This window comes from Bacillus sp. AY3-1, from assembly GCF_008368785.1.
Lineage (GTDB): Bacteria > Bacillota > Bacilli > Bacillales > Bacillaceae_G > Bacillus_A > Bacillus_A wiedmannii.
On sequence record NZ_QORZ01000002.1, the window covers coordinates 111,072 to 124,485 of the forward strand.

10 protein-coding genes and 1 pseudogene are annotated in these 13,414 nt (G+C 30.9%); 9 read left to right on the top strand and 2 right to left on the bottom strand.

Annotated features, from left to right (window positions below):
* The first annotated feature begins 216 nt into the window (after positions 1 to 216).
* Positions 217 to 1,011, top strand: coding sequence for a VOC family protein (locus DN389_RS00830; protein ID WP_098128312.1), 795 nt, complete (start codon positions 217 to 219; stop codon positions 1,009 to 1,011).
* Positions 1,012 to 1,113: 102 nt separating this feature from the next.
* On the opposite strand, the gene DN389_RS00835 is transcribed toward DN389_RS00830, so the two are convergent.
* A complete protein-coding gene (locus DN389_RS00835; RefSeq protein WP_149236732.1) occupies positions 1,114 to 2,061 on the bottom strand; it encodes a phosphotransferase enzyme family protein in 948 nt (315 codons plus the stop codon).
* 192 nt (positions 2,062 to 2,253) lie between these two features.
* On the opposite strand from DN389_RS00835, the gene DN389_RS00840 reads away from it, so the two are divergent.
* Positions 2,254 to 3,348, top strand: a complete 1,095-nt coding sequence (locus DN389_RS00840; RefSeq protein ID WP_149236733.1) for a helix-turn-helix domain-containing protein — start codon at positions 2,254 to 2,256, stop codon at positions 3,346 to 3,348.
* A gap of 14 nt (positions 3,349 to 3,362) precedes the next feature.
* Here the strand turns inward: DN389_RS00840 and DN389_RS00845 are convergent, their stop codons facing one another.
* Complete coding sequence (locus DN389_RS00845) at positions 3,363 to 4,979, bottom strand: M3 family oligoendopeptidase (RefSeq protein ID WP_255450648.1); 1,617 nt, start codon at positions 4,977 to 4,979, stop codon at positions 3,363 to 3,365.
* A gap of 264 nt (positions 4,980 to 5,243) precedes the next feature.
* Here DN389_RS00845 and DN389_RS00850 point away from each other — a divergent pair, with 264 nt between their 5' ends.
* The 7 genes and pseudogenes from DN389_RS00850 (at position 5,244) to DN389_RS00880 (ending at position 13,239) form a co-directional block, all read left to right on the top strand.
* Entirely contained in the window at positions 5,244 to 6,638 is a 1,395-nt protein-coding gene (locus tag DN389_RS00850) for an aminotransferase-like domain-containing protein (protein WP_098190611.1), read from the top strand.
* Between the two features lie 85 nt (positions 6,639 to 6,723).
* Positions 6,724 to 7,038 (top strand): annotated as a pseudogene (locus DN389_RS00855) (helix-turn-helix domain-containing protein); the annotation flags it as partial.
* A 63-nt stretch (positions 7,039 to 7,101) separates the two neighbouring features.
* The gene (locus DN389_RS00860; protein WP_149236734.1) at positions 7,102 to 8,064 is read left to right on the top strand and encodes a helix-turn-helix transcriptional regulator; all 963 of its coding nucleotides are present in this window, start codon (positions 7,102 to 7,104) and stop codon (positions 8,062 to 8,064) included.
* A 74-nt stretch (positions 8,065 to 8,138) separates the two neighbouring features.
* Entirely contained in the window at positions 8,139 to 8,771 is a 633-nt protein-coding gene (locus tag DN389_RS00865) for a type 1 glutamine amidotransferase family protein (protein ID WP_149236735.1), read from the top strand.
* Positions 8,772 to 9,227: 456 nt separating this feature from the next.
* A complete protein-coding gene (locus tag DN389_RS00870; RefSeq protein WP_098190614.1) occupies positions 9,228 to 11,432 on the top strand; it encodes a bacteriocin-associated integral membrane family protein in 2,205 nt (734 codons plus the stop codon).
* A gap of 9 nt (positions 11,433 to 11,441) precedes the next feature.
* Positions 11,442 to 12,080, top strand: a complete 639-nt coding sequence (locus tag DN389_RS00875) for an ABC transporter ATP-binding protein (RefSeq protein ID WP_046959492.1) — start codon at positions 11,442 to 11,444, stop codon at positions 12,078 to 12,080.
* A gap of 400 nt (positions 12,081 to 12,480) precedes the next feature.
* Positions 12,481 to 13,239, top strand: coding sequence for a DUF975 family protein (locus DN389_RS00880; RefSeq protein WP_098802113.1), 759 nt, complete (start codon positions 12,481 to 12,483; stop codon positions 13,237 to 13,239).
* Positions 13,240 to 13,414 lie beyond the last annotated feature (175 nt).

Genomic DNA, 13,414 nt, shown 5'->3' on the forward strand with positions numbered 1-13,414 from the left:
TGTGTTTAATTGTAAAAGCTGCTTTTCATTTAAGGAAAGGCAGCTTTTTTGTATGGAAACAATGCAGTGAAAAATTGAAAATAAAAGTAATTGGAGCTAACATATTCATACTAAAGTTGTAGTTTTTAATTAAAAAATCCATCCTTCCGTTTGATTCTATCTGTTTATAAGTGTAATACAATACGAATAGATAATAAGAAACAGGGGGAATGTAACATGATTACACATATATCAGATATAAAACTACAAACAGTTTCCATAGAAGGGGTAAAACAAGTTTATAAAGATATATTATCTTTTCTAATCAAAAAAGAAACGGCATCGTTTATTCAATTTGAAGTAACGCCATACACAACAATTAGCTTTCAAGAAGTGTATGAACCAATTGCACCTGCACATTTTGCTTTTGAGATTCCATATTCAAAATTTCATGAAACAGCAAGGTGGTTAAAGGATTCTGGATTACTCATTGTGAAATGGAAAAATGGAAATGTAATTGGTGAAGAAAATGGTTTATTCAATGTATACTTTAAAGACGGTGATGGAAACCTTCTCGAAATTATCGCACATAGTTATGTTAAAGAAGGTGTATTAGTACCGCATTCGCCTTTAAACATTTTATATGTAAGAGAAATCGGACTTCCCGTTAAAAGTGTACCTGTATTTACAGAATGGTTGAAATCAAATCTAAATATGAAAACGATGGAAGATGGGGATATTTTCAACTTTGTTATAGGGGGCACAGCATATATTGTTGCAACATGGTGGCAGCGACCTTGGATTCCGATTGCGATGAAAGCTTTACCACCGAAAGTGCATGTTTCTTTCGGAACACCAGATCAAGCATTTTTACAATGCATACAAAATAATTTGAAGAAAAACAGTGTTCCATATGAATGTAAATATAATGAAGTATCATTTATTGAGCAAGGATATGCATTTTCAATTGTGCATACACCACATTTTCCTTCCGATATTCCTAGTAGATTAAACTTACCACTTTCTATTTAAAGATAGAAAGTGGTAAGTTTTTTATCTTTTCGTGGAGAAGGGTTTTAGTATAATTACACTGAGTTTATAGAGGAGTATACTTATAGTTAAACAACAGCATTTTTAAACATTGATATAGGAATATTTAGTTTCAATCTTCATCCTATAAAGGTTCATTATCCGTACTTGTTCTTCAGTTAATTCTTCTTTATCCCAATACATATGCATTAAGTTATATTCAAAAATCTCCTTTAATTTTATAAACAATGGAAACCTGTCTATCATCTCTTTGGGTAGTTCATTTTCCTCTTGATACCCGGCAAATAGTGCTTTTGTAATAGAATGTTCATAGTCTGCTATATTCCCATTTCCAGCAAATGAATATTCTATCGCACTATAAATAGGAACGGCTAAATCAAATATGTAAAAATGTTTTTCACAGTCTTGAAAATCAATCATTGTTAAGTTTGAATTGTTTTCAACTAAAATGTTTTCTAACCATAAATCTCCGTGAATTAAGCCGTAATTGGAAGTGGATTTTTGTAGCTCTTTTATAGAAATTAAAACGTCAGATGCAATTTTTCTTATAGTAGTTTCTTCTTTAGGGATATACTTAAGAAAATTATATTCTTCATTTTCATACCAATCGTTTATATGTTTAACCGGCTTAATCTGTTCAAAGCTTTTAGAAATACGATGTAATTTTCCAATTTGTTTACCAAGCCTTTTAAATATTTTAGAATTCCATTCGTACCTTGGTAAATGTATACCAGGCGCAGCTTTATATAATACGGCAAAAATCTCTTTGTCTAATGTTAATTTTTCTACTAAATTTCCATTAAGAGAATGTATGATTGAAGGAACTGCTAAACCATTTTTATATAAAAAGTTCGTATATGTAACTTCTTCTAACTTTTCTTCATATGTTTTATAGTTTGTAATTCTAATGTAGTATGTACCTTGTTCAGTAAGACATTGATACATTTCATTCGTTATAGGTTTAATGTTAATAAAATTTAATGGATATCGTTCATTTATGAATTGAAGTATTTCTTTTTCTAGCTCGTTCATTGTAACGTCCTTTCCAAACTTTAATTTTTTACTAGAGAACGAAAAGATTCTTAATTTACAATATTCGTGTTTTATTTTTGATTTCCTTTAAAACGAAGCATGAAGTAATGAATGGATCATGTTATAAAACACAAAAAATATCAAAAGAAAGTAATGAACATCTTTTATAATGCTTAATAAGGGGGGAAGTAAATGAATGAACATATACAGAAGATGATTGATTGGATTGAGAGCAATTTAAAAGAAGAAATTTCATTAAATGAATTATCGCGTTATATGGGTTATTCTCCGTATTACTGTTCTTTTAGATTTCACCAAGTAACAGGCATTAGTATTAGGCGCTATATTCTTTTAAGGAGACTGTATTTATCTGCGGAGGATCTGAAGAATGATAGAAAGATAATAGATATTGCATTAGATTATGATTATTCTTCGCAAGAGGCTTACAGTAGAGCTTTCAAAAATGTTTTTGGAATAAATCCAAGAGAATTTAAGCTTAACAACATGCCTATTCAATCATTTGTTAAACTCAATATAAATAAAGAAGGGGAGTTTAAGATGAATATTTCTAGAAAAATAGAGGTTGAACAGTTACGTAATAAGAATAGTGAGTTATTTGATAAAGATGTACTTAACATATTGAACGGTCAAATGATGTATGAAGAATTTAAAACCGAAAAGCTAATGGGTGAGTCTGATTATGCCCCATTTAATGAGGCAATGTGTGTAAATAGGGCTACTACACAAGTTTTTGATGAAGAATTTATTAAAACAAGAGCAGAAGGACATAACAACTCAGTAGAAAGTTATACAAAAAAGGTTATAGATCCGTTAAAAAATCTTTTTACGAAAAAGTATAAATGTATTTTTTTATGGTTCGGTGAAGATATGTTTTGCCAAATGAATCTACTTACTTTACTTTCATACCTTGAACAGTCTTGCTATGAAGGGAAAGTATACTTAAATAACTTCAGAGAAGATGAATTTAAAGTAAATCAAATTGAACTTGAATTGGGGAATTATTCTTCTATATACAATGAAGTATTAGTAAACCATAAAAAAACATCCTATAAAGTACCACCTGTAATGTATCAGGCTATAGACTTATATTTAGAAATGCTAAAAGAAGATAATATCGTAATGAAATTCATCTCTAAAAATCAAGGTTTATCAAATCATGAATTATTAATAAAGTTGTTTCAAATTTTTCCAACAATCGGATATGGTGATTCTCAGTACATAGAATTAATAAATAAAATAAAGAAGAAAGCTGAACCTAGAATATAGGAACAGCTTCCTTTTTATAATTGTTTAAGTGACTCTAATTCGCCCTCTACAAATAACATTAGTTCTTTAATTGTTTCGCCAGAAAAATCAAAACGAATGCCAGCCGCTTCATATATTTCCGGTAAAGATTTAGAGCTACCTAATGATAAAGCTTTTTTATAATTTTCTATTGCTTGTTTAGGGTTTTCTTTATATTGTTTATACATTTGTAGTGCACCAAGTTGTGCGATAGCGTATTCGATGTAATAGAATGGTAATTCAAATATGTGTAGTACAGGTAACCAGCTAGTTGCAATCCAATTTTCATACCTTTCAATATTTACAACGTTCGATTGGTATGTTTTATGTAATTCTAAATACTTTTCATTTCTTTCTTTAGCAGTATGATTAGGATTTTCATACATCCAATGTTGAAATTGATCAACGATAAGCATTTGTGGTAAGTACTTAACAATATCTTTAAAGAAATCTAATTTTGCTTTTATAAATTCTTCTGTATTTTCATAAAATGTATCCCAATACTCCATCGAAAATAATTCCATTGTCATGCTAGCGAGTTCAGCTGATTCAGAAGGGATTTCTAAATGTTTTTGTAGCTCTAGCTGATTCATACACTCATTATGAATACTATGACCCATTTCATGAAGGAAAGTAGTAACGTCATAATGTGTATGATTGAGATTCATGAAAATAAAAGATAGTTGCGAAGCAGGTAAGTATTCACAAAATCCTCCAGGTCCTTTTCCTTTACGACTTTCTAAATCTAAGCAATTATTTTTATGCATACGGCTTAATAATGCAGAAAATTCCGGGTCTAGTTTGTGTAAAATGCGAGAACTTTTTTCGACTAAATCACTCGCATCTTCGATAGGTTTTAATACTTTTTGATTTGGTGCGGTTGCTTTTAAATCCCATGGACGAAGGCTACCTACTTGAAGTTCAGATTTTTTCTCATTAAATATTTTATCGATAAGTGGCACTACATGCTTACGAATAGATTCAGCAAGCTCATAGCAATCTTCAGGTGTATAATCAAAACGCTCATGTTTTTTAAACATATAATCACGATAATTATGTAATTGAATGTTTTTTGCCTTTTCATGACGGATTACGATTAATTCATTTAATATATGTTGTAATGTATCTTCAACAAATAAGAACTTTTCAGAAATGAGTGTTTTTGCTTTTTTTCGTATATGACGATCCGGATCTTGTAAGTAAGACTGTAGTTCGGTAATTGTCTTTTCTTCACCGTTCCATAGCGCAGTTAAATCACCTGTAATTTCGAAGTACTCGGTTACTAGTTTGTCTTCGTTAACCTCTAAATCAATGTTCTTTTCACAAAATAAAGTCTGCGCATTCTTTATTTTTTTATCTAGTAAGCTATACGTTTTTGGATCAAGTTCCATTCGAAAAGATGACTCTAAATATTTATTATCAAAAGAATTTTGAAAACGTTTCAAAAGTGGTCGTACATATTGTTGATCATATTCAAAAGTATCTTTTATTTTTTTATTATTTGTATTACATTGAAAGGCGATATAGTGTGATCTTAATTGTTCTTCGATTTCCCAAATGACTGTAGATTGTTTTATTAACCAGTTTTCAAGCTCTAGTTTTGAAGCAATCACTTCATTTTTTTAAGTAGAAAGAGCCTTTTCTAATTCTAGAACGTTACTAATATCAATCGTATTTAAGCGCTGCATAACATATCCCTCACTTTTTATTTATTCATGGAGATATTCTACTTATTAATTGTAATTTCCTTGTTAAGAGAAGGAAATGTGAAATAATGTTAAAGTTTAACGTGGTAGAAGAGATGTAATTCCGTTTGCTTTATAATGAGCTTGTAAGAATGAGGAATCTTTTTATGTGGTTGTATAAGGAGTGAAATAATGTATAAGTATTTACATATTTTTAATGATATAGAAAAAATGATTCAACATGGAGATATAAAAGAAGGAAAGAAACTACCGTCTATTCGGACACTCGTTACGAAATATGAATGCAATAAGGCGACAGTTATACGAGCGCTACATGAATTAGAAAAGCGTCATATTATTTATTCCGTCCCTCAGAGTGGATACTACGTTGTTCGAAAATCAGGGAGTTTTGTAGAAAATGACGAGATAATTGATTTTGCTTCCTCAGCACCAGATCCAGATGTTTTTCCATATTTAGATTTTCAACATTGTATTAATAAAGCCATTGATACATATAAAAATGACTTGTTTGTATATGGGACGCCGAAAGGTTTACCATCTTTAATTCCAGTTATTCAAAAACAACTGGCAAACTATCAAGTCTTCACTAAAGAAGAGAATATTTTTATAACGTCAGGTGTACAGCAGGCGCTAGCAATATTAACTTCTATACCATTTCCAAATGAAAGTGAAACGATATTAATTGAACAACCAACATATCATCTATATATTGAATATCTAGAAATAAACAAAATTCCTGTAATCGGTATTAAACGTACGAATGAAGGTATTGACTTAAATGAATTGGAACGCATTTTTCGAACAGGTAAAATAAAATTCTTTTATACAATACCAAGATATCATCATCCACTTGGAACTTCTTACTCTAAAGATGAGAAAGAAAAAATCGTGCTACTGGCTAAGAAATATAATGTATTTATAGTGGAAGATGATTATTTAGCAGATTTAGAAATGGATTCAAAAGCAGATCCGTTATATAACTTGGATAATTGTAATCATGTAATATATTTAAAAAGTTATTCGAAGATTATTTTTCCAGGTTTACGGGTTGGAGTTGCGGTCATTCCGCCATCCATTGCAAATGATTTCCATAAATATAAAAAGATTTTAGACATTGATAGCCCTATGATATCCCAAGCTGCTTTAGAAATTTATATAAAGAGTGGCATGTTTGAACGTCATAAAAATAAAATTAAATCTTCCTATCACGATAGATCTAAAAAACTAGCAGAAACATTAGAAAGAACTCATAGTGAAAACCCGCTTTTATTCATATATAAAAAGCATAATACAATTGGAATCCATACTTGTTTAGAATTACAAAAAACGAGTATTTCCGAAATGTTTTTCCAAAGATTAAATGAAATGCAAATAAGTATTGATACTATTGATAAAAATTATATGAGAGGTTTTCCGAAAGAAAGACTATTAAAGTTAAACGTATCGAATGTAAAGGAAGATAGGATTGAAGTAGGAATTCGTAAAGTAATTGAGGAAATCAAACAAGTGGAACGTATAACCTTTCAATTTAAAAAAGAAAAAAATGAAAAAGGAGGTTTGTTGTGAGGCGCAAAATAATTCTCTTGTTTGTGTGTGTCGCTATAATAATTAAAGCTATTGTTGTTACTAAATATTATAATAAAGATGATAATTAAAATCCTTCAAAGATACATGGCTAGATTTATCAGAGGATAATCCCTACAGCCAATTCTTAATTACGGTTATGGCGGGTGTAAACCAATTAGAACGTGATCTTATCCGTATGCGGCAGCGTGAAGGGATTGAACTGGCTAAGAAAGAAGGAAAGTTTAAAGGTCGGTTAAAGAAGTACCATAAAAATCATGCAGGAATGAATTATGCAGTAAAGCTTTATAAAGAGGTAGATATGACTGTAAATCAAATTTGTGAAATTACAAATGTGTTTATGGCCTCATTATATAGAAAGCTATCGGAAAGGAACAGTTGATGAGTTATACTAAAAATCAGAAATATATAATAGGGGATAAATTCCATAGAGAGGTGGAATTACATGCCTAAAATTGATAATATGTTAGCGATTCTATGGATGCTTCGCTCAGGTAAAAAAATTACTGCGAAACAAATTTCAGAAAAGTTAGAGATGAATATAAGGACTGTGTATCGTTATATTGATACAATTTCAACAAGTGGTGTACCTATAATTTCAGAACCAGGACATAACGGTGGATACACTTTATTGAACAATTTTATTGAGGCTCCTCTTTTTTTTGATTTTGAAGAGCAAACTTCACTATTTCACGCTGCTGTTTTTGCAGAAGAAGCCGGATATTATGGAGGTAAAGCATTAAATAGGGCCATTTCAAAACTAAGTAAATACTCAAATCAAGAGCAGGAAGCAAAGATAAACCAACATTTAAGTAGTCTAGAAGTAATCAGTCGATTTAGTTCACTCTCTATGGAACATTTTTTGAAGGAATTGGAGCAGGTCGTAGCTGACGGGCACTCAGTAAAAATTCTTTACAATAAAAGTGGCGAAAAGCAATTAAATTATAGATTGGTCGATCCGTACAGAATTATCTATTGGAATAATAAGTGGTATGTGATTGGATTTTGTCATCTTAGGAATGATATCCGTAGTTTTAGAGTAGATCGAATTGAAAGTTTAATGCTAACCGAAAATAAGTTTAACCAGCCAAAAAATTTTTCAGCACGTGACTTTTTTATAAAAAATCTTCTTCCAACTCTAGAAGATAAAGAAGGAATTATTTCTTTGGTTATTAGTGGGGATAAAAGTGTATTGGCTGATATTTGCCAACATTGGTTTTTAGGACATTATTTACAAGAGCGGACTTCAAATCAAGCAGTTTTTCTTCTTGAAAAAGATATGATACATACATATGTACCTTATTTACTTTTACCGTACAATAAATCTATTAAAGTTATTGAGCCAATAAGTCTTAAGAAAAGACTTATTGAAGTACTGTCGGAATTAATAAAATTTCATGAAGTATGATAACTTCCCTGACGTTAACTGTCAGGGAAGTTATATTATAATATCCATATCAGTTGTGATTGGAGTGATATGGGATGCAAACAAAAAAAGTTTTTCTATATGTATTTAATACAATGTCGGACTGGGAATATGGATATTTAATTACCGAACTAAACTCAGGAAGATATTTTAAAAAAGATTTAGTACCTTTAAAAGTAATTACAGTAGGAGCTAATAAAGAAATGATTACTACTATGGGGGGACTGAGCATAAAACCAGATATTTCCCTTGATGAATGTACTTTTGAGAGTAAAGATCTTTTAATTTTACCAGGAGGGACTACTTGGAGTGAAGAAATCCATCAACCTATCTTGGAAAGAATTGGCCAAGCTTTAAAGTTTGGCACTATTGTTGCTGCAATTTGTGGTGCAACTGAGGACCTTGCGAATATGGGATACTTAGATACTAGAAAGCATACAACTAATAATTTAGAATACACTAAAATGGTATGTCCTAACTATAAAGGAGAAAAATTCTATGAGTTGGGATCTGCGGTATCTGATGCGAATTTAGTTACTGCATCAGGAATAGCTCCTCTGGAATTTGCGATGGAAGTACTGAAAAAATTAGATGTATTTGCACCAGATACATTACATGCATGGTATAACCTAAATAAGACTCATAAACCTGAATACTTCTTCCAGTTAATGAATTCATTAAATAGCTGAGCTGAAAAATGAACTTAGCAGATTTATATTTGTTTAAATAATTACCATGCTCTAGACAATGTCAAAGCATGGTTTTTAAATATAGCTTAAAAATGCTTACGGAGTAATGAAAAAGCCCAATTTCTCTATTAATTAACGGTGAAGTTCGGCTTTTTAGTATTGAAAATTCCTAAACGTTGTAAATCCGTATTTTCCTGACGTTACCCCATCGCTATCAAGCTAAGGTTTTGAAGTACTCCCTAAACGAAAATTTTATTTCTCTACAGGTAGTTACTTTGAGGAGTCAGCTTATTTTTTTCGTTTTGGGGAATTTATTTTTCTTAAGTTGATAGGCATGGGGCGGTGCGCCATTTTGAAATGAAAAATAATGATTGAAAATAAAGTCATATAGACAACATTCACCCTGGTGTTTCCATTTTTATCGAAATATACTAAAAAATTACAGGGGAGGGTGTTATGAAAAAAGTAGTTGTGTTTTTTCTTATTGTAGCGTCTATATTGTCAGGTTTTATTGCATTTCAACAAACGGATCATAAAGAATTTGAAAAAATGGAAAAGGTAGAACAGAGGATAGGTAAAGAGTTTGTTATCCCAGATGTACTGGGTTTTGCGAATCCTAGTGAAATTTATCCTATATTACTCGAGGCAGCAAAGGAGTCACATACAAATATTTTTCGTACAAATGTTGCGTATCATGAAGATGAACATGTAGAAATTTTGAAGTATGTGTTACTAACAACTGAAACGATATATTTTAAACAGTTTCAGTTAAGTGGGGGGGATGTGTTAAAGCCAAAAGACACATTTCAAGGTAATGCTTTTTTATCGACAGTACATACGAAAGATACAAAACAAAAGGGAGTAATAAAAGATTTTGGAGATAATCATGTGATTACAATTAAACCGCTTCAAACGTCGTACGTACATTTACCTATGGCAGGAAGGTATGTTGTAGAAGGAGTAGATGATAAATCATACGATGCATTTTTAAAGCTTTTCTCTAAAAAGTTAAATCAGCATTTTAAGCCGAAACAGTATATTGTTGCTGACGATTTTAAACGGAATCTTAGTAATAACGAAGAAGCTCTCGATTCACCAATTAATTCTTTATCCTATATTCAGTATATGGTGTTTATCGTGCTCCTATGTTTTCTCATTTATTATGTATTTAACGAAGCGAAAAGGATTGGCGTTATAAAAATGCACGGCGTATCGAATTTGCGTTTATGGTTTATCGTTATAGGTAGAACTATTGCTAGTATGTTTGTTTTATCGATAGGTATTTCCGTACTTGCAACTGCTTTCGTAAAAAATGTAACTTCAGGGTTTATCTACACCATTATGTTCGATCAATGTAAAACGTATCTCATTATTACAATATTATCTGTCGTTTCATATTTTTATATTTCTAAAATTAAAGTCAATCAAATGATTAAAAATAGAAAAGATACAAAAGGTATATTTGTATTCAATACGCTGTTGAAAGTTACTTGTTCTATTATATTTGTTTTATTAGGGACGTCTATTTTAGAACAATATATTACAGTGAAAGAAAAACAAGTGAATTTAAAAAACTGGGAGAAAAACAAAGATTATGGTGTCTTTTATCCGCTTTCTGTAGGGAATGATGAAGAACAACAAGGGATGCATAAAACGGCGTCAAGTATAAATGGTGATTTGTATCCTATTTTGAATAAAATGGGAGCGGTATTGATTGATTCCAAGGAGTATGAAGAAATAGAATTGTCTAGAAATAAAGATTATAAAGGAATTTGGTCAGTTACCGTAAATAATAATTACCTTCGCGAATTTCCGCTATATGACATACATAATCAGCGCGTAAAAGTTTCAGAAGATACGGAAAACTGGATTTTATTAGTACCTGAAAAATATCAGAACAGGGAAAAAGAAATTCTTCGCTTTTTTGAAGAACGGAGAAAGCCAGCAATAGAATATGAAGAAAAAAGAATGCACAGAGAAGTCCCGAATCATTTACGTAATCGGAAAATAGACATTATTTGGATAAAGAATAATCAGGAAATCTTTAGTTTCAATCCAGATGTATATAAATCTGACAATAACAAAATTAGAGATGAAATTATTGAAGTAATGACAGAGAAGAATAGTTTTGTTGGAGAAAGAGATCTTATATTAGGCGGAGGGGCGAATGATCCTTTAAAAATTAAGTTGATAAAGCGAGATGCAGGATTAACGTATAAGACACTAGAGCCAGAACTTAAAAGATTAGGATTAGATGATAATTTAAGATATCTTGTAACAGTTGACCAATATATTTCAAAAGATATATACAATCTGCAAAAAACAATGAAAATACTATTGACGGTTACTAGTGGACTAATTGTCGGCATATTATTTTTGGTAGCACAGAATATTATTGTGTATTTCAATAAAAATCAGCAGAAAATAGTGGTACATCGCTTATTTGGCGTAGATTTTTTTAGAACATATAAGGGATACATGTTGCAATTTGTATTAATGTGGATTGTACAACTATCAATTTGCTTCATCGTAAAGAAAGAGTTTGATTTGAAATTACTTACAGTGGTGGCAATGCTTATTTTAATTGAATTTACCGCCTCAATTATTGCATTAATCACGATGGAACGAAGAAATAAAAAAACGGTGATAAAGGGAGGTTAATATAAACGCATGCAATATATATGTGAACTAATAGATGTTTGTAAAAGTTATGGAAATCATGCAGTTTTAGATGAGTTCAATTTAAAAATTTATGAAGGGGAAATGGTTGCGATTACTGGAAAAAGCGGATCTGGTAAAACAACGATTCTAAATATTATAGGAATGCTAGAGAACCCAGATAGCGGAGTCGCTAAATTATTTGGTGCAGAGAGTCCTAATATGGGTTCTAGTAAAGCAAATAAGCTTCTGAGGACAAGAATGTCGTATCTCTTTCAAAATTATGCACTCATCGACAATGATACTGTAAATAAAAATTTAGAAATTCCCTTGATTTATGCAAAAAAAACAAAGATGGAAAAGAAAGAATTAAAAGCAGCCGCCTTAGAAAAAGTTGGACTGAGCGTATCATTACAGCAAAAAATACACGAGCTTTCAGGTGGTGAGCAACAAAGGGTTGCCATAGCAAGGATACTTCTAAAGCCTTGCGAGTTAATATTGGCCGATGAACCAACAGGCTCTTTAGATGATAACAATAGAAATGAAATCATACAAATTTTAAAAAATCTAAATAAAGAGGGAAAGACAATTGTTATTGTCACGCATGATCCATATGTAGCACAAGTATGCGATAGAGTCATAGAATTATAATTTTTGCGGGAATGAGATTATAAAGGGGGAGGAAAATATACATATCGAACAATTCAAGCAACACATTGAAGAACTATTTGGAGAACATTTACTATTAAACAAATTCCAGCATAAACTAATGTGAATTTTGTCACGCTAAGAAAACCTAACAACAGAAACAAGTATAAATAAATGTGGAGAGATATTTGACTAAAAATATAGAATTTTTAACGAAAATTCATAATTATGTTATATAATGATGTTAACAAACCATATTTTAGGCATTACCCCCGATTGTGTAGAATAAATAATTTTTCGATGAGCTAAAGTATTTGGCTAAAAGAACTTGTAGCGGGGCCTTGCTACAAGTTCTTTTATTTTTTTAGTAAAGAAAAATAAGAAAAAAGAAGGGGACACGAGTATGATCGGAAATTTAAAGAAAGCAGCATTGAATTCGTTAGATGGGAAATGGGGGGTAGGTATAGGAGTATCAGCTTTATTCTATTTTGTACCAACCTTAAGTGCATCAGCCATCGCCTTTTTTATGTATTTAATATTTGTACTGTTTATCGGGATAATTGGCCCTGATGCATTATTTATTTATTCAATAGATGGGCAACCACAAGTAGATCCAGTAGCACTTGCTGTACTTATTCTAAGTTATATTGGTTTAGGTGGGGTTTGTTTCCTAATTTATAGTGTCATACAAGGTATCTTCAATTATGGGTATTCTGTTTTTACTTTACACTTAGGGAAAAAAGAAGATGCTAATGTAGACGATGTATTTTCGGGATTTAAAAAGAAGAATGTGTTTAAATCAATGAAATTGGGGCTGCTGCAAGCTATTTTTCTTTTTTTATGGAGTTTCTTATTAATTGTTCCAGGTATTATTAAATATTTTTCTTATTCCATGTCGTATTACATATTAGTAGAGAATCCTGATTATACAGCAAGTGAAGCATTGAGAGAAAGTAAAAGAATAATGAAAGGGCAAAAACTAAAGTTATTTGTTCTTTGGTTATCATTTATTGGTTGGTTTTTATTAGCCGCATTTATCGGAATGTTTACATTTAATCTATCATTTATTTTTATTTCTCCTTATTACAACACAACTGTCTCACATTTTTACTTAGATTTAATTAAAAAACAGGATATTGGAGAAGCGAAGATAAGTATATAAATAAGAAGAAAGTGTGGAATAGGTGAAATGTATACTATTCTTAATAGTGGATATGCAATTAAGCATATCCTTTTTTTAATAATATATTAAAAGACTTAAGCTGCTGAATATATCATGTTTATTATGATTTGAGCAAGGGTAATGCAAACATGTTGCAAGTTAGAGTGAATAGGGT